At 67.4% G+C, this 23,902-nt stretch carries 14 protein-coding genes; 5 read left to right on the forward strand and 9 right to left on the reverse strand.

The window, feature by feature from the left end:
• Positions 1-24 precede the first annotated feature (24 nt).
• The 3 genes from G3M57_RS04110 to G3M57_RS04120 are packed head-to-tail and all read right to left on the reverse strand — an operon-like array spanning position 25 to position 5,234.
• A complete protein-coding gene (locus tag G3M57_RS04110; protein ID WP_163228895.1) occupies positions 25-1,650 on the reverse strand; it encodes a GMC family oxidoreductase in 1,626 nt (541 codons plus the stop codon).
• Positions 1,651-1,656: 6 nt separating this feature from the next.
• Positions 1,657-2,874: a cytochrome P450 gene (locus tag G3M57_RS04115; protein ID WP_163228897.1), complete on the reverse strand. Its 1,218-nt coding sequence runs from the start codon at positions 2,872-2,874 to the stop codon at positions 1,657-1,659.
• A gap of 2 nt (positions 2,875-2,876) precedes the next feature.
• On the reverse strand, positions 2,877-5,234 hold the full coding sequence (locus G3M57_RS04120) for a TonB-dependent receptor (RefSeq protein WP_163228899.1): 2,358 nt from the start codon (positions 5,232-5,234) through the stop codon (positions 2,877-2,879).
• Positions 5,235-5,382: 148 nt separating this feature from the next.
• Between G3M57_RS04120 and G3M57_RS04125 the strand changes: the two genes are divergently transcribed.
• Complete coding sequence (locus G3M57_RS04125; protein WP_163228901.1) at positions 5,383-6,036, forward strand: TetR/AcrR family transcriptional regulator; 654 nt, start codon at positions 5,383-5,385, stop codon at positions 6,034-6,036.
• Positions 6,037-6,085: 49 nt separating this feature from the next.
• Here the strand turns inward: G3M57_RS04125 and G3M57_RS04130 are convergent, their stop codons facing one another.
• From G3M57_RS04130 to G3M57_RS04145, 4 genes are all read right to left on the reverse strand, one after another.
• Entirely contained in the window at positions 6,086-7,045 is a 960-nt protein-coding gene (locus G3M57_RS04130) for an alpha/beta hydrolase (protein ID WP_056759005.1), read from the reverse strand.
• A gap of 50 nt (positions 7,046-7,095) precedes the next feature.
• On the reverse strand, positions 7,096-9,771 hold the full coding sequence (locus G3M57_RS04135) for a glycoside hydrolase family 3 C-terminal domain-containing protein (protein WP_230983822.1): 2,676 nt from the start codon (positions 9,769-9,771) through the stop codon (positions 7,096-7,098).
• A 104-nt stretch (positions 9,772-9,875) separates the two neighbouring features.
• Complete coding sequence (locus G3M57_RS04140) at positions 9,876-11,420, reverse strand: tryptophan halogenase family protein (RefSeq protein ID WP_188916205.1); 1,545 nt, start codon at positions 11,418-11,420, stop codon at positions 9,876-9,878.
• Between the two features lie 68 nt (positions 11,421-11,488).
• Positions 11,489-14,452, reverse strand: coding sequence for a TonB-dependent receptor (locus G3M57_RS04145; RefSeq protein WP_163228905.1), 2,964 nt, complete (start codon positions 14,450-14,452; stop codon positions 11,489-11,491).
• A 314-nt stretch (positions 14,453-14,766) separates the two neighbouring features.
• On the opposite strand from G3M57_RS04145, the gene G3M57_RS04150 reads away from it, so the two are divergent.
• Complete coding sequence (locus G3M57_RS04150; RefSeq protein WP_163228906.1) at positions 14,767-15,444, forward strand: SapC family protein; 678 nt, start codon at positions 14,767-14,769, stop codon at positions 15,442-15,444.
• Positions 15,441-16,475 (forward strand): cupin-like domain-containing protein, encoded by a 1,035-nt coding sequence (locus tag G3M57_RS04155; protein ID WP_163228908.1) that lies wholly within the window; start codon positions 15,441-15,443, stop codon positions 16,473-16,475. Before G3M57_RS04150 ends, G3M57_RS04155 begins: the two co-directional genes overlap by 4 nt.
• Positions 16,476-16,500: 25 nt before the next feature.
• Here G3M57_RS04155 and G3M57_RS04160 read toward each other — a convergent pair whose 3' ends face one another.
• Together G3M57_RS04160 and G3M57_RS04165 are read right to left on the reverse strand one after the other, a co-directional pair.
• Positions 16,501-18,264 carry an ATP-binding protein gene (locus tag G3M57_RS04160; RefSeq protein WP_163228910.1) on the reverse strand — a complete coding sequence of 588 codons (1,764 nt, stop codon included), beginning with the start codon at positions 18,262-18,264 and terminating at the stop codon, positions 16,501-16,503.
• A gap of 153 nt (positions 18,265-18,417) precedes the next feature.
• Positions 18,418-19,170 carry an SDR family oxidoreductase gene (locus G3M57_RS04165; protein ID WP_163228912.1) on the reverse strand — a complete coding sequence of 251 codons (753 nt, stop codon included), beginning with the start codon at positions 19,168-19,170 and terminating at the stop codon, positions 18,418-18,420.
• 110 nt (positions 19,171-19,280) lie between these two features.
• Between G3M57_RS04165 and G3M57_RS04170 the strand changes: the two genes are divergently transcribed.
• Both G3M57_RS04170 and G3M57_RS04175 read left to right on the forward strand, forming a co-directional pair.
• Entirely contained in the window at positions 19,281-19,685 is a 405-nt protein-coding gene (locus G3M57_RS04170) for a winged helix-turn-helix transcriptional regulator (RefSeq protein ID WP_163228914.1), read from the forward strand.
• A gap of 670 nt (positions 19,686-20,355) precedes the next feature.
• Positions 20,356-23,721, forward strand: coding sequence for a TonB-dependent receptor (locus tag G3M57_RS04175; protein WP_056759021.1), 3,366 nt, complete (start codon positions 20,356-20,358; stop codon positions 23,719-23,721).
• Positions 23,722-23,902 lie beyond the last annotated feature (181 nt).

Below are 23,902 nucleotides of genomic sequence, written 5' to 3' on the forward strand. Positions count from 1 at the left end.
GCTCCAGGGCTGGACGGGGCCGCATCACGCGGCGTCTTCGAGGATGAGATCGGCGGCCCGCCAGGCCAGGGCCATGACGGGACCGTTGGTGTTGCCCGACGGGATGGCGGGCATCACCGAGCAGTCGACGATGCGCAGGCCCGCGACGCCGCGCACCCGCAGCCGCGGATCGGTCACGGCCCCGTCGCCGACGCCCATGCGGCAGGTGCCCACGGCGTGGTAGCCGGGCGAGCCGAACAGGCGGTAGGCGGCCAGGATGTCAGCCTCCGACTGGACGTCACGGCCCGGGACAGTCTCCTCGACGACCAGCTGGGCCAGCGGTCCCGCGGCGACCAGCCGGCGTACGAAGCGCACGCCGGCGACGGCGGACACCCGGTCCTCGTCGGTCGACAGGAAGTTGGGCCGGATGGTCAGGGGCGCGTCGGCGCGATCGGCCGAGATCAGCACCTCGCCCTCGCTGGTCGGGCGCAGCGGCAGGGTCAGGCACTGCAGGCCCGGCAAGGCCTCAGGCAGCGGCCCGCCGGCGGCCGCGTCCTTCAGCGCCAGCGAGAACGGCCCCATCAGCAGCTGGACGTCGGGACGATCCAGGCCCGGCCGCGAGCGCAGGAAGGCCCCGACCTCATAGGCCGCCTGGGCCATCACCCCGCGCCGCAGCGCCATGTATTTCAGGACATTGCCGACCAGGCGCAGGCCGGAGAGCTCGCGGTTCTGGCTCAGCCGCGGGGCGTTCAGCCGATACTGCATGAACAGCACCCGGTGCTCGCGCATATGCCGGCCCACGGCGGCCCGGTCCAGGTGCGGCTGGACGCCGGCGGCGGCCAGGACGGCGGCGGGGCCGATGCCCGACAGTTGCAGGATCCGGGGCGAGTTCAGCGCGCCGGCCGCCAGGATCACCTCCCGGCCGCATCGCGCCTCGAACGCGCCGCGCGGGCCCGTGCAGGCGACGCCGACCACGTGGCCGCCGTCGAAGACCAGCCGCTCGACCTGGGTGTCGGTCACCACCCGCAGGTTCCGCCGCCGCCGCGCCGGCTTGAGGAAGGCCTCGGCCGCGCTGAACCGCGCGCCGCTCTTGATGGTGCGCATGGCGTAGCCGACGCCCTCCTGGTCAGAGGGGTCATTGAGGTCCGCCTTCAGCGGCAGCCCCATGGCCTGGGCCGAGGCGATGAAGGCGTCGCCGGCCGCGTTCGGCTCGTGCATCGGCGAGACGTGCAGGGGACCGCCGACCCCGCGGGTTTCAGCCTCGCCCAGCTCATGGTTCTCGATCGCCTTGAAGGCCTGGACCATGCTGGCCCAGTTCCAGCCGGTCAGGCCCAGCGCTTCCCAGGCGTCGTAGTCGCTGGGGTCGCCGCGGGTGTAGACCATGCCATTGACGGCGCTGGAGCCGCCCAGGGTCTTGCCGCGATGCCAGCGCGCCGGCGTGTTGGGACCGCCGGGGCCGGGCTGGGCGTCGAACCACCAGACGTGCCGGGGATCGCCCAGCAGCTTGCCGAAGCCTTTCGGCATCCGGATCAGCGGGTTGGAGTCCTCCGGCCCCGCTTCGATCAGCAGGACGCTGTGGCGGCCGTCGCGCGTCAGGCGGTCGGCCAGCACGCAGCCGGCCGAACCGGCTCCGACGATCACGTAGTCGTAGATGTGCGCGATCTCCGACATGCCGGGTCAGGCCGTCTCGAACTGGATGTCCAGCCGGTCCATGGCGATGACATTGCCGGCCCGGATGTGCTGGGCGGCGCCCGGCGTCAGCCGGATGTTCCGCCACCGCGCCAGCAGCACCTCGAACAGGATGCGCATCTCGATCCGCCCCAGGTGGCGGCCGGCGCACTTGTGCGGTCCGCCGCCGAAGGTCAGGTGCTGGTCAGCGTTGGCGCGGCGTGGGTCGAAGGCCTGGGCGTCGGGGCCGAACCGGTCGTCGACGCCCGCCGTGGCGAAGCTGAGGAACAGCATGTCGCCGGCCTTCATCGGCGCGCCGTCCAGCTCGACATCCTGGGCGACGATCCGCTGGGTGCTGGTGAAGGCGTAGCGGCGCAGGATCTCGTCGACCAGGCCGGGGATCAGCGCCGGATCGGCGGCGACCTCTCGCTGCAGGTCGGGGTTCTGGGCCAGGTGGCGCACGCCGAACGACAGGGCGTTGGCGACCGTGTCCATGCCGGCGATGAACAGCAGCAGGCTCATGCCCTGGACCTCGTCCAGGCTCAGCCGGCGCCCGTCGATCTCGGCGGCCAGCAGGCGGCTGACCAGATCGTCCCGCGGCGCCTGGGCCCGCTGGGCGATGACCTCGCTCATGAAGCCCATGATCCGGCCGTAGACCGCCATGCGATGGTCGGAGTCGCTGGCGGCGAAGCTCTCGTCGACCCAGGCCCGGAACTCTTCCAGCCGGTCCAGCGGCAGGCCCATCAGCTGCATGAACACCGACACCGGCAGCAGGCCGGACACGCTGGCCACGAAATCGCAGGCGCCCTGGTCAGCGCCCTGGTCGGCGACCGCGTCGAGCAGCCGCTCGGCCCACGCGCGGATGTGCGGCTCCAGGGCGTGCATCGCCTTGGCCGAGAACTGCTGCATCAGGATCTGGCGGTAAGGCGCGTGTTCGGGCGGATCCAGGGTCAGCGGCAGCATGACGAAGGTCTGGTCGGACTTGGGGATCTGCATGTTGCGGTTCGAGAAGGTGGCCGGATCCTTGAGGATCCGGCTGATGGTCTCGTACCGCGTGGCCACCCAGTGGCCGCCGTTCAGCGGCGTGTAGAACAGGTCCGGCGCCTGGCCCAGCAGGGCCGTGTAGCCGGCCTGGGGATCGGGCTTCAGCCGCGCGTCGTCGAAGATGTCGAAGGCGAACACCATGTGCGCCGGAACATGCGCGGGCGCGGCCGGAGCGGCGGCCATGGCTAGCGGCCGCCGAAGCTGTAGCGCAGGGAGACGCCGAAGGTGCGCGGCGAGCCGGGGATGCGCGAGGCGAAGCCGATGTCGTTGTTCAGCGTCTGGCCAGCCACATAGTACTTCTCCCCGGTGACGTTGCGGACGAAGACGCCCAGGTCGACGGACTTGCCGGCCACGTGCTCCAGGTCCGCACGCAAGCCCAGCGTGCCCCAGCCGGCGAGGTGGCCGGCCGGCTCGGTGTTGTCGGTCACGTAGACCGAGCCCTGGTGGTAGTAGGTCGCCGACAACGACAGGTCGCCGAATTGCGACGGCGTGGGCACCGCCAAGCGGGCGTTGAGGCTGTAGGTCCACTTCGGCGTCTGGGCGAAGCGGGCGGTGTCGGACAGGTCGCGGACGCCCACCCCGCCGGGCCCGGGGACGACATATTCGTCATAGGCCGCGTCGGCGTAGGAGACGAAGCCGCCGATCGTCAGCGGCGAGACCGGGATGACCGAGAACTCCAGCTCCGCGCCCTGCACGTGAGCCGCCGCGGCGTTGACCACATCGGTGGTGACGACGCCGCCGATCAGGTTTGGGGCCAGCCGCTGGGCGTCCTTGAAGTCGCTGTAATAGACGCTGAGATTGGTGCGGACCGGCGCGCCGGCCACGGTCCAGTCGGCCTTGATCCCCGCTTCGACGTCGCGCACCACTTCGGGCCGGAACGGCGTCAGCTGGTAGGCCAGCTGGGCGCGGGCGTTGAAGCCGCCCGAGCGGTAGCCCTGGCGCGTGGCCAGGTACAGCAGCACGCCGTCGGCGGGCTTGTATTCGAGGCTGATGTTGTAGCTGAGCTTGCTGAAGCTGGTGCTGAGCGCGATCGAGCAATCGGGATAGGCGCCGAAGCCGTCGGCCGTGCTGCTGAGGCAGCGCTCGCCCGGCGAGGGGAAGCCCAGCAGGGTCGGCGTCCCCGGCGCGACGCCCACGGCCTGCAGCGAGCGCAGGTCGGCCTTACGCTCGTCCCAGGTGTAGCGGGCCCCGACCGTGAAGGTCAGGCCCGGCTTCAGGGCGGCCAGGTCGAAGGTCCCCTGGCCGTAGACCGACTTGGAGACGTTCTTGACGCTGAACTGCTGCAGGCGCGGGTTGATGAAATTGTCCAGAACCGGCGACCCGGTATAGCTGGTCGTGTCGTTGGAGCCGGTCTCGCGGAAATAATAGAGCCCGGTGATCCAGTTCAGTATGCCGGTGTGGTCGGATAGCTGCAGCTCGTCGGAGACCTGGTCGCCCTCGTAGTTGTTCTGGATCTCCAGGATGCGCGCGACCGAGCCGTCGATGTCGTTCAGGTCGGAGAACGAGGTGTCGCGGTAGCCGACGATGTTGCGCAGGGTGGGGCCGCCGTCGAATTCGTAGGCGGTCGAGTTCTGGACGTCGAAGGTCTTGACCCGGGTGCGGGGGTCGATGTCCTGGGCGGTCTGGTAGAAGCCGCGTTGCTGCTGCTGGGCCAGCAGGCCGCGCAGCGGGGCTTCCAGGCCCAGCAGGCGCACCGGGGCGCTGTTGGACGGGCTGACGTCGCTCAGCACGAACGGCGTGCCGCCGCCGTCGGACTTGAAATAGTTGGCGATGGTCGTTGAGTCGAAGCCGCCCGCAGGGTCGAACTTCAGCGTGCCGCGCAGGGCCGAATAGTCTTCGTTGTCGATGTCCGTGCCGGTGGCGACGTTGGTGACATAGCCGTCGCGCTTGAAGGTCATGCCGCCCAGGCGCAGGGCCAGGTCGTCGGCGATCGGGATATTGACCACCGCCTCGAACTGCCGCCGGTCATAGTCGCCGATGGTCGCCGCGGCGTAGCCTTCGAACTGGTGGGTCGGCGCGGCGGGGCGGATGATGATCGCGCCGCCGGTCGAGTTGCGGCCGAACAGGGTGCCCTGCGGGCCGCGCAGCACGTCCACCGAGGCGATGTCGAACAAGGCCTGGTCGATGCCGAACTGGCGCGACAGGTAGAGGTCGCCGACATAGACCGCCACCGACTGGTCCACCGTCGGCAGATAGTCCTGCTGGCGCTGGCCGCGGATGGCGAAGGCGGGGGTGGCGCGGCTGGTGGTCGGCGCGATGACCAAGGCCGGGGTCTGCTGCCCCAGCAGGGCGACCGAGGTCACGCCGGCCTTCTCGATGGTCTTGCCCGAGACGGCGGTGACGGCGACCGGGACGGCCTGGATGTTCTCCTCCCGGCGGCGGGCCACGACGACGACCTCTTCCAGCGCCGTGACGGGCTTGGCGGCGGTGTCGGGCGACGCGGCGGGCGCGGCGGACGGGGCCTGGGCCTGGGCGGCGGCGGTGGTCAGGAGCGCCGTCGCGGCGGTCGTGACGAGCAGAAGGCGCCTGTGGAAACTGGTCATCGTTCATCCCCCGCCGCGGGTCGCCGCGGCCCCTGTCGTTTCCTCGGCATGGCGTTGATCGCCTGCCATTGCCCACCGTCTGAAGGTGTGGTGGTAGGGTGAGGGTCTTCTTGCGGGCGCTTAATGGCAACACCGGTGGATATTTAGAATGGCGGTCAGCGCGTATGCGATATCGACCTCGGCGGCCAAGCGACGCGGCCGGCCGAACGCCCTGGATGTGGAGGCCAAGAACGCCGTGATCCGCGCGGCGGCCCTCGAGGTCTTTGCCTCGAAGGGCTTCCAGGGCGCGTCCATCGTCGAGATCGCCAGGCTGGCGGGGGTCACCCGCCGCACGCTCTATGCGCGCTATCGGGACAAGCGGGCGTTGCTGCTGGACGCCGTGAAGGGCGTGATCGACGAGCGCCTGCAGCACTATGACCTGGACGGCGCGGCCTCGGCGGAGGAGGCGCTTCTCGAGATCGCGGCGGACATCACCGTGCGGTCGCCGTCGGCTCCGCTTCTGACGCGCATCATCATCGCCGAGGGGGGCAACTTCTCGCATGACGAGGCGCCGCTGGGGCGCGCCGGCCGAGATCACCTGCTGCAGCAGCTCGAGAACGTCTTCGCGGAGTTGATCCGCAAGGACATGCTGCCGCCCGCGAATACGGCTGAAGCCGCCGTGCTGTTCACCGACATGGTGCTGGCGTCAGGGATCATGAGCCTCCTGACCTTCGCGCCGGACGGCACGATCGAAGATCTGCTGGCGCCCAGGGTGGCCTTCTTCTGCGCCGGCTTCGCCGGGTGGGCGCAACGGGGCGGGTAGTCCCGGCGTGACCGGGACGCCGGGCGGGCGGACCCGCCCGGAGCCGGATCTAGTGCGCCCGCTTCAACAGGCCGTGCATGCCCAGCCAGCGGACGTAGGCGTCGAACCAGCCGGTGCTGGTGGTCGTCTTGGGGTACATGCCAAAGCCGTGGCCGCCCTGTTCGTAGAGGTGGAATTCGACCGGTCGCTTGGCGGCCTTCCAACTGTCGATCAGGCCAAATCCGCTGTTGGCGAAGAAGGGGTCGTCGGCGGCCAGGGCCACGAACATCGGCGGGGCGTCGGCCGGGACGGTGACCGGCGCCAGCGGCCCGTAGATCAGGCCGATGAAGGCGGGTTTGGCGTCTTCCCCGGCCAGGGTGGTCGCCAGGGTCAGCATGGCGCCCGCCGAGAAGCCCACCATGCCGATGCGGTCGGGGTCGACATGCCACTCGGCCGCGCGCTTGCGCACGAGGGCGAAGGCGGCGCGGGAATCGGCAAGCTGAGGCGCCAGGCCGGCGATCGCCGCTTGCGGAGACGGTCGCGGAGGCCGGGCGGCGGTGGCCGAGAACATCTCGGCCATCGAGCGTTCGAAACCGGCCATGTCCGCCGGCGTCTGGTTCAGCCGATACTTGATCACGAAAGCGGCCACGCCCTTGTCGGCGAGCGCGCGCGCGACGTCGTAGCCCTCGTTGTCCATCGACAGGGTGCGGAACCCGCCGCCGGGCGTCACGATCACGGCCGCGCCCGTCGCCTTGGCCGGGTCCGGAAGGAACGGGGTCAGGGTGGCGACGGTGACGTTGCGGGCGAACAGGCTGCCGTACTGGCGGTGCCAGGACTCCGGCGCGGTGGCTCCCGGCAACGGGCCGGTGCCGAGGTCGATGGCGTTCGGCTGGGCCGGGATCGGCACGGGCTGCATCTTGTCGTCCTGGGCGTGGGCCGGCGCGGCCATGACGCAGGCGGCGGCCAGGCCGACGGCGGCCAGACGCGTCCAGGCGGGGCGCGCCCATTGCGGCAGGTTGAGGCTTCTCATTGTCGTGCTCCCTTGTTGTCGTTGACCTTCACGTCTTCTGATCGACGCGATTAGCGAGGCAGGCCGACATCGGCGTCGACCGAGACGTCGGCCGATCGTCCGGGCGCGTCGGCGGTCGGCTGGCCGGGGCCGACGCTCACCCGATAGCGTCCCGCCGCGACCCGGCGCCGGCCGTCGAGATCCACCGAGCTGAGGTCGCGCGGGGTCAGGGCGAACGTCACGGTCCGCGCCTCGCCCGGCTTGAGCGAGAGCCGCTGGAAGCCGCGGAGGGCCAGGCGGGGCGCGCCGGGCGTGTCCGGGAAGTCGAGATAGAGCTGGGCCACCTCGTCGCCGGCCCTTTCGCCGACGTTCCGCACGCGGGTCGTCACCCGCAGTCCCTTGCCCGCGCCGCCCGCCGCCGGTTCGACCTTCAACGGGTCATAGGCGAACCGCGTGTAGCTGAGCCCGTAACCGAACGGGTAGACGGGGGTCCCCTCGAAATAGCGATAGGTCCGCCCGGCCATGGCGTAGTCGCCGAACGGCGGCAGGTCGTCGACGGAACGATAGAAGGTCAGCGGCAGGCGCCCGGACGGATTGGTCTTGCCCGACAGCACGTTGGCGACCGCCAGTCCGCCGGACTGGCCGGGGTACCAGGCCTCGAGGATGGCCGAGGCGTTGTCCTTGGCCCACGACAGGTTGAGGGGGCTGCCGTTCATGGTCACCACGACCAGCGGCTTGCCCAGGGCCTTGGCCTGCTCCAGCAGGGCCTGCTGGTCGGGCGGGATGTCCAGCGTGGTCTTGTCGCCGCCCTTGAAGCCCGGGACGTCGACCGGCGCCTCCTCGGCCTCCAGGTCCGAGGTCAGGCCCACGACCGCGACCAGGACGTCCGCCTGGGCGGCGGCCGCCTTCAGGTCGCCCGCGGGATCGTTGGAGATCCGCTTCCAGACAAGATCGACGCCCGACAGGGCGTGGGATTCCGAGACGATCTCGACAGCGTACTGGCGGCCCTTTTCCAGCTTGATCGTCTTCAGGGTCGGCAGGCTGCCCCAGCCGGATTTGCGAAGGTCGGCGAAAGGCTTGCCGTCCAGCTTGAGCGCGCCGTTGAAGCCGGTCAGCCCCAGCCTGTAGGTCCCGCTCTCCGGCGGGACCAGGAAGCCGGTCCAGACGACGCGGTGGTGATCGGAAACGGCGGCCAGGTCCAGGCTGCGGGCGGCGACGTCCGGTTCCAGGCGCGTCACCACGGGCTGGTCGGCGAAGCGCATCTTCGCCACGATCTCGCCGAACGTTCCCGGCGCGAAGCGCTTGGGCGGGGGCTCGGCCGGATTGTAGTAGCGGGCCAGGAGCCCCGGCGCGCCGTCGGGCGAACGCAGCGCCGAGGTCGGCACGCGGTCGCCGTCGGTGAACGCCGCGCCGAACGGCGCCTGCACGATCTGGGCGCCGGGCATCGCCCGCCGCAGCCCTTCCAGCACCGAGACGGGCGGCGCCGACAAGGCCGAGGAATAGTTGCCGCGCAACACCCGGGTGGCGTCGCCCAGCGGTCCGATCACCGCGATCCGCGTGTCGGCCTTGAGCGGCAGGACGCCGTCGTTCTTCAGCAGGACGAGGCTCTTCTCGCTGGCCGCCAGCGCCAGGGCGGCATGTTCGGGCGTCATGACCTCGGCGGGCGAGGCCAAGGCGCTTTCCGGTTTGCGGACACCGGGAAGATCGCCGGCCCGGAAACGGGCCGAAAACAGCCGCACCAGCGCCTGATCGACGTCAGCGACGCTGATCAGGCCGCGGCTCAGGGCTTCGCGGTAGCGGTCGGCGAGCCCGTCCGTGTCGGTCAGCGTCGCGCCGTTGCATTCGTTGTCGACGCCGGCCCGCATCGCGGCGGCCACGGCGGTGGCCGCGTCCGGGGCGTATTTGTGATGGTCGCTGATGTCCTTGACCGCGTCGCAATCGGAGACGACGTAGCCCTTGAAGCCCCACGCCTGGCGCAGGTGATCCTTCAGCAGCAGGTCGCTGGCGCAGGCGGGCTGACCATCGATACGGTTGTAGGCGCACATGACCGAGCCGGCCCGACCCTCCACGATCGCGGCGCGGAACGCGGGCAGGTAGGTGTCCTCCAGGTCATGGCGCGAGACGAAGACATTGGCGCTGTGGCGGGTCGATTCCGGGCCGCTGTGGACGGCGAAGTGCTTGGGCGTGGCCACCACCTGGGGCAGGTCCGGATCGGGCCCCTGGACGCCCTGCACGAACGCGACCCCCATGCGGGCGGTCAGGAACGGGTCCTCGCCATAGGTCTCCTGGCCCCGGCCCCAGCGCGGGTCGCGGAAGATGTTGATGTTGGGCGACCAGGTGTCCAGGCCCGTGCCGATCCGCCCCATCCGGCCCGTGCGTCGCGCCAGCGTGTGCAGCCCCCGGACTTCCGACCCGATCGCGCCGGCGACATCGTGGACCAGCGCAGGGTCGAAGGTCGCGGCCAGGCCGATCGGTTCCGGAAAGTTGGTGGTGGGCAGGGCGCCGAGCGCGCCATGCAGCGACTCCGTCCACCAGTTGTAGGCGGGGACGCCCAGCCTCGGAATGGCCGGGGCGGTGTTGAGCAGTTGCTCCACCTTCTCGTCCACCGTCATTTTGCCGACCAGTTGGGCCGCCAGGCGATCGGCCTCGGCGCGCTCGTTGGAGAGCGTCGGCGCGAGCGGCGCGGCGGTCGCCGGCTGGGGGAGGGCGGCGCATAGCCAAAGCGCGCCCGAGACGGTCGCGAGCAAGACGGGCCGACGCCCTTTCGATCCAAGCATTGTTCGACCCTGGTGATGGTTCCTGAGGTTTCGCGGCGCGGGGCCTTCGGGCCGCGGTCCGAGGCGGCGCGGCGTCATACCGGCTGCAGGCCGTGCTCGACGATCTTCCGGATCAGGTCGCGGTGGCGCGGCAGGCTGGCGCTCAGCCGTTCGGTCTGGACGGCGTTTTCGCGCATCGCCCGCTCGGCCAACACGCGCTCGTCCGCCAGGGCTTCCGGTTCGATCTCCGTCCGAAAGCCCATGCCGTAGAGGACGTACTGGTAGCTGGCGGTCGGGAACACCTCTTCCACCCGGTCGAACTCGTCGTGCAGCCATGGGGGTTGGTGGCGCCAGAGCCTCAGGAGGTCGGCCAGGCGCTCGGGCACGGTGGCCGGGTCCCGGTTGTCGCGCCAGAAGGCGGTGTCGGACCGTTTGCTGAGCACGTAGTGGAGCTTGAGGAAGTCGATGATCCGGCCCCAGCGATAGTGGGTCGTAGCGTTGAAGCGGGCGGCGACGACGTCCATCACTTCGCGGCAGGCCGGCATCTGCGAGGCGATGATCTTGGCCGACAGCTCGATCAGCACGATGGCCGAGGCTTCCAGCGGCTCCAGGAAGCCGGCGGCCAGGCCCACGGCCACGCAGTTTCGCTTCCAGAACGTCTCGCGATGGCCCGAGCGGATCGGGATCTTGCGCGCCGTCAGGTCGTGCGCGGCCGGCCCGATATAGGCGCGCAGCTCGCGTTCGGCGTCCTCGTCGGAGATGTGGCGGCTGGAATAGACGTGCCCGGTCCCCCGGCGCGTGGGCAGGCCGATGTCCCAGATCCAACCGGCCGACTGGGCCGTGGAGATCGTGTGGCTGGCGATCGGCGCGTTCTCGTGCTCATGGGGAACCTGGATCGCCAGGGCCGTGTCGCAGAACAGGACGTCGCCGCAATCCTTGAACGGCACGCCGAGCGCCTCGCCCAGCAGCAGCGCGCGGAAGCCGGTGCAGTCGATGAAGAGATCGCCCTGGATCTCGCCGGCCTGCTCGGTGACCACGCCGCGGATGTCGCCGTCGTCGGTCATGGCGACGCCTCGAACGTCGGCCAGGATGTGACGGACGCCGAGCTTGCCGCAGCAGTGGCGCTGCAGGAACGGCGCGAACTTGCCGGCGTCGAGATGGTAGGCGTAGTTGGCCGCGCCCTGATAGGGCGCCGCGGTGATCGTCTTGGGCCCCAGGCCGGCGTCGCAGATCCGTCCTTGGGGCGTGACCGCGTCGCAGAAGCTCTGCTCGCCGGGATTGGCCAGCCAGTGGGCGGCGAGGTTCACCTGCGAGAAGCCTTGGGGCAGCATCAGGGGGTGATAGTAGGCGTCGTCGGCGGCGCCGGTGGTCCACCGCGCGAACTTGGCCCCTTGCTTGAAGGCCGCGTCGCATTCGCGGAAGAAGTCGGTCTCGGAGACGCCGATTGTCGCCAGCGTCGTGCGCAAGGTCGGCCAGGTGCCTTCGCCGACGCCGATGATCGGCGTGTTGGGCGACTCCACCAGGGTGACGGTGAAGCCCGTTCCGGCGCGCGCCTTGTGCTTGGCGGCGATGACGCCGGCGGTAAGCCAGCCCGCGGTTCCGCCGCCGACGATGACGATGTTCTTGATGGGACGCACCATGGCCGCGAAACCCGGGAAAAAGCGACTGGGAAGACCGAACGATCGATCTTCCCAGTCAGGGGAGGGACCTAGAAGCGGAAGCGGGCGCCGGCCGTGTAGCGTCGGCCATAGGCGAAGACGTCGAGCAGCTGGGTGTCGAACCGTCCGTGGGTGCTCTGGGTCTCGTTGGTGAGATTCAGGGCTTCGAAGAACAGGTTGACCTGCTTGGTCAGCGCATAGCTGGTGCTGAAGTCGATCTGCAGGCTCGGGTTCTCGAAGGTCGGCTCCGAACCGAAGGCGCCGGTGTTCTGGTTCTGGCCGAAGGCGCGCAGATACTCCTTGCGGTAGTTGACCGCGAACCGCGCTTCGAAGCCGTTCTTGTCATAGAAGGCCACGAGGTTGGCGGAGTCGGCCAGGCCGGTGATCGCAAAGCCGCTCTGGGAGATGTCGGTGCGGTCATAGGGCTTGTTGGTGTCGACCAGGGTGACGTTGCCGTTGAAGCCGAAGCCGCTGTCGCCGAACACGTGCTGCCAGGCCAGTTCGACGCCGCGCACCGTCGCTTCGGGGCCGTTCACCTGCTGGGTGACGCTGAACAGCGCCGCCTGGCCGGTGGACGGATCGATCACGCCGTTGATCGTCTGGCGCTGGGTGCCCCCCACGATGAAGTTGCTGACATCCTTGATGAAGAAGTTGATCGAGGCGTAGGAGTTGGGCTGGTAGTACCACTCCACGGCCGCATCGAAGTTGTCGGCCAGGTAGGGCTTGAGCGCCGGACTGCCCCCGCTGCCGGTCAAGGCGCCGACCCGCTGGCCGGTCCCGACGCTGAGCACGGGCGTCAGCAGGTTGAGGCCCGGACGGGTCAGGGTCCGCGAGGCGTCCAGACGCAGGTGGATGCTGTCGGTCAGTTCCAGCTTCATGTCGATGCTGGGCAACAGGTAGGAATAGTTGCTCTTGGTCGAGACGGCCTGGGGATCGCTCAGGACCACCGTCAGCAGGGTCGGATCGCCCGTGTTGCGCCTGATCTCCGTGGGCAGCTGACCAAAGCCGTTGGCGGTGACGTGGGTGTTTTCCTCACGCACGCCGGCGTTGAAGTGGAACGGCATGCCGGCCACGTCGACGTCGAAATTGGCCCTCACGAACAGCGACCAGGTCTTTTCGGTGATGTCGCGGATGCTGCCGTTGTCGAGCGCCAGGTCGAACGCGCCGGTGAACTGGGTTCCGACCGTCCCGCCGCCGTAGTTGAAGCCGGGGATGTTCTGGGTCTGGGGATTGCCCAGGCTGGTCAGGTACTGCTGGTAGGCGTGGGCGTCGAACTTCAGCAGGTACGGCGGCAGGGCGCCGTCGAAGCCGGGGATGAAGTTTTTGGTGCTGACGCGGCCGGTGAACAGGCTGGCCGGGATCATGACCCCGCCATTGGCGCCCGAGGCGGGGCCATAGCCGGGATAGGCCTGCCAGTAGTTGTTGACGAAGGTGTTGCTCTGCTGGATCTGGTAGTGGTCTTCCATGTAGCTGCCGCCGGCCTTGATGCGGAAGCCTTCCTGCTCCCAGGAACCGGCGAACCGCAGTTGCTTGACGACGTCGGTGTTCTCCTGGGCCTGGCGCACGGTGACGTGAGAGCCGATCACCGAGGTGTCGGCCCAGCGCGCGGCGTCGCCGTTGGGGCCGTAGCTGTGCAGCACCGGCAGGGTGTTCTTGCTGTCGCCGCCGATGCTGATGCCCAGGGACGGGCCGATGCCGAAGCCGTAGCCCACGTCGGCGTTGTCGCTGCTGACGCCGCCGTCGGGGTTGAGCCAGCTCTTGGCGTAGCTGGCGTCGGCCTCGAACTTCAGGTTCTCCGACACGTCCCACTTGAGGTTCAGGCCGGTCTGGTTGGTCTGCAGGATGTTGTGATCGGTCCCGGCCGTGAAGTCGGTCTGCGATCCGGCCTGGGTGAAGTCGACCGTCGTCCCGTTCTGGTCCAGCTTGACGTTGCGCAAGTTGTCCTGGTTGAACCAGATCCCGTAGCCGAAGTTGTCGGCGCGGACGTTCTGGCGCGAATAGTTGTCGTCCAGGGTGACCGTCACGCCTTCGGTCGGGCTCCATTGCAGGGCGATGCGACCGTCGACGCGTTCATCCTTGGTGTAGACCTGGGTGGCGCCGGACTGCTGCTCGAACCAGCCGAGGACGGTCTTGCCGGCCGGGTCGTTCAGCTGGGCGTCCGTACAGGAGGGCGTCAGCTGGCATGGCCGGTAGTATCCGCCCGGCCAGCCGCTGACGAAGACGCGGTTGGTCTGGGTGTCGTGGCGCGTGTACATCGCGTCGACCAGCACCCCGAACTTGTCGTCCGCGAAGGTGTCGCTGAACAGGGCGCCGACGGTCGGCACGACCTTGCCGGCGTCGTCCTGCACCGAACCGGATGCGGTGAACGCCATGCGGCGGCCGGGGCGGTCGAACGGCTTGGGGAACTGGACATTGATCGTCGCGCCGATCGAGCTGCTGGACAGCGAGACGTCGGGCGTCTTGAGCACGGACAGGCCGCCGACGAAGTCGGCGCCGACCGTGCTGAAGTCCACCGCGCGTCCGCCCGTCGCCGTCGAGATCCGGCGTCCGTCATAGAGGGTTTCGTTGAAGTCGCCGCTGAAGCCGCGAACGGTGATGCCTTGCGGCTCGCCGCGGGGCCCGGCGCGCTGGATCGAGACGCCCGGCAGGCGCTGCAGCGAGGCGGCGACGTTGGAATCGGGGAACTTGCCGATGTCCTCCGCGGAAATGGCGTCGACGACGCCCTCGGCGTTGCGCTTGATGTCGAGGTTGCGCTGCAGCGAGCCGCGCAGGCCGGTGACCAGGACCTCGTCGACGACCGTCGCGCCTTCCTGACGGGGCTCTTGGGCCTGCTCCGCCGCCGGAGCGGCGATCGCCGCGGCCGTTACGATGGTTTCCCCGCCCCCACGCTCGGCGGCGCTGGCCGCGCCGCAGAGCGCCAGGGTCACGAGGCTGGAGGCCCCCACCAAGGCGGCCTTCGAAACGCCTCGCCGTGAGGTTTCATTGGTCTGATTATTAAGCTGGGCTTCCTTCATGTTTCCCCTCCTGTTTTCTCTGGGATGAACGCGTGCGCTATCGCTCGGCCGGACGCATAGATCCTGGCCGTTACGTCTCAAATTTGGGAAAAAGGAGCCCTAGTCGTCGTCCTTACGGCACGATCGCATTGCAACCTCCCTGCGCTGATTTTATTTTGTTGCCTTGAAGGTAGCGCTAACAGGTAGCGGTATCAAGATCAATTTGTAGGTGTAATTGTCGTGCCGGCGTACACCGATGGACCGGCCCGCCGATCACGGTTATCGATCGCTAGCGCACGCGGGCTCGACCTCGCGACGTCCAACGAGGAAACGACATGGACCTGGAACTGCTGAACGCCGAGCGCCATCTTGGCCTGCATCAGGCGGACGCTTCCCTGGAGCGAACGCACTTCGTTCAGATCGTGGCGAGCGAGTTCGTAACGGCCGCGGCGACATGCCCGATTTTTCTGACCAAGAACTCGGAGACCGGGCGGTTCTACGCCGGCGCCATGTTCGGCTTCGAGCCGGGCGAAAACCTTCTCGAGCGGGCCGGCGCAGGCCGGCGCGGCTTCCTCCCGCTCGACGTCGAACGGCAGGGCTACTTCCTGGCGCCCGGCGGCGTCGCCATCGATCCAGGCCATCCGCGGTTCTCCGCCGGGCGGGGCGCGGCGCTCTTCGGCGCGGACGGGCAGCCCGCCCCGGCGTTGCGACGCATTCAGCTCGTGCTCGGACAATTGAGCGCCGGCGTGCCGGAGACGGACGCCTTCATCCAGTCGCTGGTCGCCCTGAAGCTGGTCGAGCCGATCGATGTCGACCTGTCGTTCGACGACGGCCGGTCTCTGAGCCTGGCCGGGCTCTACACCGTCAGTCTCGACGCGCTGGGCGAACTGGACGACGCCGCCGCGCTCGACCTGTTTCGACGCGGCGGCCTGCAGCTCATCTACGCCATGGCCGGATCGCTCAGGCAGGTGCCGAGGCTGGCGAACCTGAAGAACGAACGACTGGCGGCATGAGCCGGGAGCGGCCCCCCGAGCCGAGGGGCGTCGAAATCGACGCGACGGGCGGCCTGGATAGCGCGACGTTCCGGCAAGGCGTGGCGCTAGCCTGCCGGCCGGTGGTGTTGCGGAAGCTGGGCCGCGACTGGCCCTCCACACGCGCCGCTGGTCGGTCGTGGCGGGACCTTGCGGACTATCTCCTCGCCTTCGACGTCGGACACAAGGGCCAGGCCTTCATCGGGGCGCCGGCCATCGCCGGACGCTACGACTACGGCGACGGCGCGGACGGATTCAATTTCGACCGAGAGACCCTGACCCTCCGCCAGACCCTCGATCGGATCGACCAGGCGGCCGCCGATCCCGCCCTGGCCAGCGTCTATATGGGCTCGCTGCCGACGGACGACTATCTGCCCGGCTTCGACAGGGACCATCACCTCGCCTTCCTGCCGCCGGCGGCCCGGCCGCGCGTCTGGCTCGGCAACGCCAGCCAGGTCGCCTGCCACTACGACACCTATGACAACCTGGCCTGCGTGGTGGCCGGCCGGCGGCGTTTCACGCTCTATCCTCCGGACGCGATCGGGGACCTCTATGTGGGCCCGATCGACCACACCATGGCGGGCCAACCCATAGGTCTCGCGGCCGGCGCGCAGCCGGGCGACCCGCGCTTCCCGCGGTTTGCGGCGGCGCGCGACCGCGCCCTGGTGGTGGCGCTGGAACCTGGCGACGCCCTCTACCTGCCCAAGCTGTGGTGGCATCAGGTGGAGGCGCTCGATCCTCGAAACCTGCTGGTCAACTACTGGTGGGACGGGTTCGCCGCGGGGCCCGACGCGCCGTTCGCCACCCTGATGCTGGCGATGATCGCCATCGCCGAGCGACCGCCGGCCGAGCGCCAGGCCTGGCGGGCCTTCTTCGACCACTATGTCTTCCGGCCCGACGGCCATCCGCTCGCGCACCTGCCGCCCGAGCGCCACGGGATTCTCGGGCCCCTGGCGCAGGGCAACTACGGAAGGATCCGCGCCAGCGTCATGCGGCTGTTGCGAGGCGGATAGCGGCGCCAGGGCCTGGTCGTCGCCGTCACGCCCCGCAGCACCCCGACGATTCGGCCGGCGCGGTCGCCAGGGCGTCGGCGATGGCGGCGAAGAGCACGGCCAGGTCGATCGGCTTGCTCACATGGGCGTCCAGGCCCGCGGCCAGATAGTCGTGCCTCTGATGGTCCATGGCGTTGGCGGTCAGGGCGATGATCGGGGTTCGGACACGCGCGCTGGCGCGTTCCTCGGTCCGGATGGCGCGCGCGGCGCTGACCCCGTCCATGACCGGCATGTTGATGTCCATCAGGATCAGGTCGAAAGCCCGCCGCCGCCAGGCCTCCAGGGCCAGGCTGCCGTCCTCGACCACCTCCAGGTCGACCCCCGCGCTGGCGAGCAGGCTGCGCAGCACCAGCTGATTGGTCGGATTGTCCTCGGCGACCAGGATGGTCAGGCGCCCGCCCGGCGCGGTGGCCAGGCGTTCGGCGGCCGGCGCCGTCGGCGGAGCGGCGCCCGCCTGGTCCGCGCGCGCCAGGGGCAGGGCGACGCGGAAGACGGATCCCGAGCCCAGGCGGCTTTCGACCGTGATGTCGCCGCCCATCAATCGGGCCAGGTCGCGCGAGATCGGCAAGCCCAGCCCCGTGCCGCCGAAGCGCCGGGTCGTGGTGGCGTCGCCCTGGCTGAACTTCTCGAACAGGTCGGCCCGGGCCGCATCGGAGAAGCCGACCCCGGTGTCTTCGACGACGAAGGTGAACCCCGTCGCCTGGATCACCAGTCGCACGTCGACGCGGCCCTGGTCGGTGAACTTCACCGCGTTGCCGATCAGGTTGTAGAGGATCTGACGCACCCGCGTGGGATCGCCCCGATAGAGGCCGCGCGGCCCGTCCGCCTCGAAGGACAGGGCGAGGCCCTTTTCCGCCGCGATGGCGCCGAACGCGCCGCACGCGTCCTGGCCCAAGGCCTCGGGATCGAAAGCGACGGTTTCGAGCTGGATCTTGCCGGCTTCGATCTTGGCCATGTCCAGCATGTCGTTGAGCAAGGTCAGCAGGGTGGCGCCCGACTGCTGCAACACCCGCAAGCGCTCCTGCTGGTGACCGCTCATCGGCTCGCGCGACATGGCCTGGGCCATGCCCAGTATGCCGTTCAGCGGCGTGCGGATCTCGTGGGAGATCGTGGCCAGGAAAGCGCTCTTGGCGGCGTTGGCCTTCTCGGCGTCGAGCTGGTCCTGGATCACCTCGTCATAGGAGGCGGCGTTGGCGATCTGCAGGTCGCGGGCGTTGATCACGAAGCAGACCCCCAGCACCGTCAGGAGCCAGGCCTCTCCTCCCGACTGCAGGCGGGTTACGCTGTAGAGAAGGGCGATCGCCGGGACCGGCGCGGTCCACAGGAACATGCTGCGCGTCAGGGTGTGCTGGGCGGCGCAGGTCATCAGGATCCCGGCGCTGACGATCACCAGGGTCACGACGGCCGTGCTGGTCGTCGGATGGGCCAGAAGCAGCGGTCCGGCGGAGGTCGAGGTCAGCAGGATCGTGATGGCGATCAGCTGGTTCTGGAAGGCCCCGAACTGCTCCTGGGACGCAACGGCCAGGCGCGGCACGACCCGGCGCCACCAGGCTATGGTCGCGCCTTCGGACGATACGTATGCGGCGACCCAGCCTGCCGCCACCCACGGGGACATCGCCTTGAGAAAGAGCAGGACCATCGCCACCAGGGCGATGCTGCCGATCCGCATGGACACGTGACCGGAATAGGTTCGAGCGTAGTACTTCTCGAACGCCTGCTGCGAATAGGGTCTGTAGGCGCGCAACGTCATCCCGCCAGCTTGGAGGCGCTACGCTTTACAGGCCATTGGTCGATCGCTTCGGGCGTTGCGACATGGCGCCACACGCACCGCCCGAAGGACTTGAGGCAGGTCGGCAAGGCTCTGAAATCTTTAAGCTGCCTCGGCGGTCTTCTTCGGAAACCGTCAGTGCGCGCCGTTCAGCCGGCCAAACAGGTCTTCGTAGCCGCCGGCCTCGGCGAACCGCAGCGGCTTGACCCGCTCGACCAGGATCTCGCCGCGCGGCGTCTCGCCCCTCTCGATCAGGTCGACGACCTCGGCCGTATAGTCGGCCAGGGGCATGGCGTTGGGGTTTTCCGCATGGCCGGGCATCAGGTCGGTCGCCACGGCGGGCGGCGCCAGTTCCAGCACCTCGACGGCGGTGTCGCGGAGTTGGTGACGCAGCGACTGGGTCCAGGAATGCAGCGCCGCCTTGGTCGCGTTATAGGTCGGCGTGGCGGTCAGCGGAATGAAGGCCAGGCCGGAGGTCACGGTGACGACGGTCGCGTTGGGCCGAGCCCGCAGATGCGGCAGCAGGGCGGCCGTCAGCCGGATCGGTCCCAGCAGGTTGGTCGCGATCGTGGCTTCCACGGTCGCCAGGTCGAACGGTTCGGCCTTGAGGTCCTCGGCCTTCATGATCCCGGCGTTCAGGATCAAGACGTTCAGCGCCGGATGGTCCTTCACGACCTGCGCGCCGAAGGCGGCGAGGGCGGCGGGGTCCTCCATGTCAACGGTCGCCCAGGCCATGCCCGGATTGGCGGCCGCGGTCTCCCTGAGCACGTCCGCGCGACGGCCCGCGACGATCACCTGATTGCCGCGCGCGTGCAGGGCTTCGGCCAGGGCGCGGCCGATGCCCGAGCCGCCGCCGGTGATCAGTATGGTGTTTCCGGTGATGTTCATGGTCCTCTCCAGGGGGATGGCGCAGCGATGAAGATCAGCTATGACAGTCGCTCTCCATTGGAAAGTAGGCACCTGAAGTCGCCATACTTACCTGACAGAAAGAAATTGAAATGACGGCTCTCCCGCCGGCCAGAATTTCACATCCGGATACCGGGGCTTACGCCGATCCCCGCGTCGAGGCCTTGGTCAACGAGGTGATCGGCCGTGTCGCCGACAAGTGGACCATGCTGATTCTCGAGGTTCTGGCCGAGCATGGCGAGACGCGCTTTACCCGCCTGGGCCAGCTGGTCGGGAACATCAGCCAGAAGATGCTGACCCAGACCTTGCGCCAGATGGAGCGCGACGGGCTGGTCATAAGAACCGTCCACCCGGTGATCCCGCCCAAGGTCGAATACCGGCTTACCGACCTGGGCCTGACCCTGGCCGAGGCCTTCTGCGGCGTCTGGACTTGGGCGGAGAAGAGCATCGAACGCATCGAGGCCGCGCGAGCGGCGTTCGATGCGAGGAAGGGGTAGGGGCTCTCCGCCCTCTCCAAGCCGACGCGGTTGTCGCTCTGCTTTTCGACTTCGACGGCCGCCGCAGCGGGGCGCCCGGGCGTGAACGCGTGCGTTCGCCGCCGCCGACGCCGGCCAGGCCGGTGTCCGAGCGATCGTGGCGCTGCACACGGACAGTTTCTCATAGGGTTCAAAACGGCGGCGTCGAGCGTGGCGGCCGACCTTGGAAGACGTGACTACGCCCGCTATCCTTTTGTATGTAAAAGCATTTCTGCGAATGAAACGCCGATGCCGCCCTGTTTGTCCGGGGCAATCTTCAGCGAATTGTCTGATTAATTGGCCGCTGAGTTACCGGGAGAAAATCTTAACGCCGGGCGCTGCCCGCCAGGATTGTCGCGAGCCTCATTAAACAATTTTATTGCATTAATTCAGTACTCTAGAGAGGCGCCTCCCTCTTCAACCGGCCGTTGGGGTATTGAACCTGGAGCTGTTGAATTGTCACCGGTGTCAGCGCCCCTGCGTCAATTTTATCCAATTTGTATGAGGATTTGGCTTGCAAAAACCCGTCGATGAGTGAATTCGTAGGGCGATGACAACGCTGCCATTCGGTGGCGGGCGGTGCGATCAGTCGAAGCCCCGGAGGGGGTGGATTGAGCGACGCCGGTAAAAAAGCCCTGGGGAGGGATTCAAGGTGAAAAGTTCGATCCGCGCGCGTCACTTGCTTGTTGCTGGCGCTTCGCTTGGTGTTCTTTGCGCGCTGGCCGGGCCGGTCGCGGCGCAGGATGCGCCCTCCGCGGCCAAGGACGACCAGGTCGTCGACACCGTGAAGGAAGTGGTCGTCACCGCGCGCCGCAGGGCGCTGCAAAGCGCCATCGAGATCAAGAAGAACTCCGACACGCTCGTCGACTCGGTCGTCGCCGACGAGGCCGGCAAGCTGCCCGACAATTCGATCACCGAAGTTCTCCAGCGCGTGTCGGGCGTGTCGATCTCGCGCTTTGGCGGGACCAACGGCGGAAGCACCGCGTTCCAGATCGAAGGTTCGGGCATTACCGTGCGCGGCCTTCCCTTCAATTCGAGCATGCTCAACGGCCAGCAGGTGTTCAGCGCCAACGGCGCAAGCGCCATCAGCTGGAACGAAGTCACGCCCGAGCTGATGGCCGGGGTCGATGTCTACAAAGGCACGCGCGCCGACCTCATCGAAGGGGGCGCGTCCGCGGTCAATCTTCGCACCCATCTGCCCTTCGATTTCAAGGACACCCAGGTCAACCTCACCGTGGGCGGCAGCTACGGCACCCAGGCGAAAAAGGCTTCGCCCCGGGCTTCGGCCATGTTCTCGAAGCGTTTCGACACCAACATCGGCGAATTTGGCGTGTTGTGGGATCTGGCCTACAGCCGCCTGCACCAGCAAAGCAGCGACCTGCAGGTGGGCGCCATGTTCGCCCAGTATGCGCCGACCTCCACGCGCGACGATGATCTTGCCTTTGTTCCCAGTTCGTTCAACTGGAACACCAACAAGAGCAAGCGCGACCGGTACGGCTTCTATCAGGCTCTTCAGTGGAAGCCGGCTTCCAACCTGACGCTGACCAACACCGTGTTCTACTCGCAATATGTCGAGGATAGCCACGGAAACAGCGGTTCCTTGGGAACGAACCCATCCTCGACATCCGCAGTCATGCCCGTCGTCGGCAAGCCCGTCGAGTATGACGCCAACGGCGCCTTCCGTAAGGGAAGTCTCACCGTCGGGTCCACCGGCAATGCGGTGGAGTTCCAGAACATCACCCCCAGCTGGGTGCCTAGCTGGTACCAGCTCAATTGCGGCGCCACCTATGGCACTCCCGCATCGTCGATCCAGTGGGACTGGTCGGTTGATGGGGGTATCGAACCGGTTCCGTCGAATCCGAACTGGGATGGTAGGCGCCTGGCCCAGTGCGCGCCCGCCGCAACACTGAACCCCACCGGCGGCGCGACAGCGTCGCACAGCAAGAATTCCACGCTGGATATTTCGCAGAGCTTCGTCTGGACCCCTGGGGACCGGGTGGCGGTGCGTGGCGGTGCGCAATATGTCCGTTCCCGCTCGACCGGGCAAAGCATGTATGTCGGCCTTAATCAGTCCAGCCCGCTGGTGACTTCGATGGACGTCGATCTAACGGGCTCGCTGCCGATCGTGTCTGGCCTGTCCCCTGCCGGCGTGCTCGACAAGAGTACGGCGTACTTGGCCAATATGGGCTATCACAAACCCAAGAATGAAGGGGCGATGGTGGCCGCCCATATCGACCTTGAATACCGGGTCAGCGACGATGGATTCCTGCGCAGCATCACTGTTGGCGCTCGTACCTCCAACCGCAGCGAAAACGACAACTTCGCGGGAACCTATTTCGCGCCGCTAGGCCAGTCATGGATGGGAAGAAATTTCGGGACCCATCTCGGGGACCCGACATTTGGGCCGGGGAATATTCAATATCTCAACAACCCAAATGTCCTGCCGTCGGATTATCAAGTCGCCACCTTCTCGAATTTCTTCGGCGGCAAAATGCCTCTTCCGTCGCAGGTTTTCGTCGCCAGCGACTCGGTCATGCAGAGCTATGACTGGTACCATTTGCTCACGACGTATAATGGCGAGGTCCCCGGCGGGACCGCGGATCAGTATTGGACGGCAAAGATTGATCAGGGCCTGAACAAGACCGATAGCCGCATCGTCAACCAGGCTGCCTATGTCCAGGCCAAGTTCGCGCATGATGGTATCGGATTCATTCCGGCGTTCTCGGGCAATATCGGCGTTCGTGTATTCCACGATTCCCTGCGGGCGAGCGGTTTGCTGCAAACGCCGGACGCCGACAGGCTTGTTCTGAGCGTCGCGGACAGCACGGCATACTTCAATGCGCAGCAGTTCCCGGGTGCGGGGAACCCGTACCCGACGACCTATTATTTTGACAAAACCTATGCCATGCAGACTCGCAGCTATGATTACACGCGCGTTCTGCCTGCGTTCAACATCAAGTTCGACCTATCCGACAAGTTCATCATTCGGGGTGCGGCGTCGAAGTCGTCTGCTCCGCCGAATCTCAATGATATTCGCGCGGGCGGCGTCGTCGACGCGAGGACACTTGCCAACCCTACCAATTCGCAGGCGCCGCCCATTCTCACGGGTTTTACCGCCCGTGACGCGGGCGCAAGTCTGAAGCCGACCATGATCACCAGCGAAGATCTGGCGTTCGAATTCTATCCGTCGTCGTCCAGCTTCTTGTACGCCAGCGTGTTCGCCAAGCAGATCGAGGATCATCCGCAGTTCTATTCGTTCATCGCCAGCAATCTTCCGGTTCCTGGGAAGGCCTACGCCAATGGTCAGACCCCCCCCACCGTGGGGTCGACGGATCCGGACGCGGGGACGCCGGCAAGCCTGGATCTTCCGTGGCTCTACATGCAGAACAGGTCGGCGACGGAGAAGGCTACTATCAAGGGCTTTGAGATCGGTGGCCGCAAGTTCTTCGACCAGCTGCCGGGATTGTTTCGCGGGTTCGGCGTCGAAGGCAACGTGACCTACATCGACAGTAAAAACCCTGCCCAGCAGGCCAACAATATGTTGAGCCCGGGTCTCAATCCGGACGGCACTGTGCCGCAGACCTACCCCAACCTGCCCTACGCCGGGTTGTCGAAGTGGGCCTACAACATCCAGCTGCTCTACAGCCGCGACAGGGTCAATTTCCGTCTGGCGTACAATTGGCGCAGCAAGGCGTTGCTGTCGACCAATGTCAATCCGCTGTCCTATTTGACGAGCGGCGGCAATCCCTACTCGCTCAACACCAGCCCGACCAACTTTGACTCGGACCATTCCTATCCCGTGTACAACATGGTTCCGGCCTACATGTCGGCGGCCGGTTACCTGGATTTGGGTTTCGACTACAAGCTAAGCGAAAAGGTCTCGGTCTCGTTCAACGCCAACAACCTTCTCAACACCAAGTCGAAAACCGTTCAGGAACCTGTGCCTGGCGTGTACGTGCCCTATGATTACAACGTCAGCGACCGGCGTTATGAGGTCACTATGCGGGCGCGCTTCTAACGATCTGAACGGGGAAGGGCGCTTCATCCAGAAGCGCCCTTCCTCCTTGGAATACAGTCTTGCGGCCGGGCCATGCCCGGTCGCCTGTCGCCGGCGCGGCGAGTTGGCGCGCCTTGACCGACATCCAACCCCCGCATAGGCCTGAAACCCATCCCCGGCGGGCACGGCGCCGGCTAGGTTC

Source organism: Caulobacter rhizosphaerae, assembly GCF_010977555.1.
Classification (GTDB): Bacteria; Pseudomonadota; Alphaproteobacteria; order Caulobacterales; family Caulobacteraceae; genus Caulobacter; species Caulobacter rhizosphaerae.

Bases quoted from the DNA above. Each gene is read 5' to 3' on its own strand.
- G3M57_RS04110 (WP_163228895.1), bottom strand. From the start codon at position 1,650: ATGTCGGAGATCGCGCACATCTACGACTACGTGATCGTCGGAGCCGGT.
- G3M57_RS04115 (WP_163228897.1), bottom strand. From the start codon at position 2,874: ATGGCCGCCGCTCCGGCCGCGCCCGCGCATGTTCCGGCGCACATGGTG.
- G3M57_RS04120 (WP_163228899.1), bottom strand. From the start codon at position 5,234: ATGACCAGTTTCCACAGGCGCCTTCTGCTCGTCACGACCGCCGCGACG.
- G3M57_RS04125 (WP_163228901.1), top strand. From the start codon at position 5,383: ATGGCGGTCAGCGCGTATGCGATATCGACCTCGGCGGCCAAGCGACGC.
- G3M57_RS04130 (WP_056759005.1), bottom strand. From the start codon at position 7,045: ATGAGAAGCCTCAACCTGCCGCAATGGGCGCGCCCCGCCTGGACGCGT.
- G3M57_RS04140 (WP_188916205.1), bottom strand. From the start codon at position 11,420: ATGGTGCGTCCCATCAAGAACATCGTCATCGTCGGCGGCGGAACCGCG.
- G3M57_RS04145 (WP_163228905.1), bottom strand. From the start codon at position 14,452: ATGAAGGAAGCCCAGCTTAATAATCAGACCAATGAAACCTCACGGCGA.
- G3M57_RS04150 (WP_163228906.1), top strand. From the start codon at position 14,767: ATGGACCTGGAACTGCTGAACGCCGAGCGCCATCTTGGCCTGCATCAG.
- G3M57_RS04155 (WP_163228908.1), top strand. From the start codon at position 15,441: ATGAGCCGGGAGCGGCCCCCCGAGCCGAGGGGCGTCGAAATCGACGCG.
- G3M57_RS04160 (WP_163228910.1), bottom strand. From the start codon at position 18,264: ATGACGTTGCGCGCCTACAGACCCTATTCGCAGCAGGCGTTCGAGAAG.
- G3M57_RS04165 (WP_163228912.1), bottom strand. From the start codon at position 19,170: ATGAACATCACCGGAAACACCATACTGATCACCGGCGGCGGCTCGGGC.
- G3M57_RS04170 (WP_163228914.1), top strand. From the start codon at position 19,281: ATGACGGCTCTCCCGCCGGCCAGAATTTCACATCCGGATACCGGGGCT.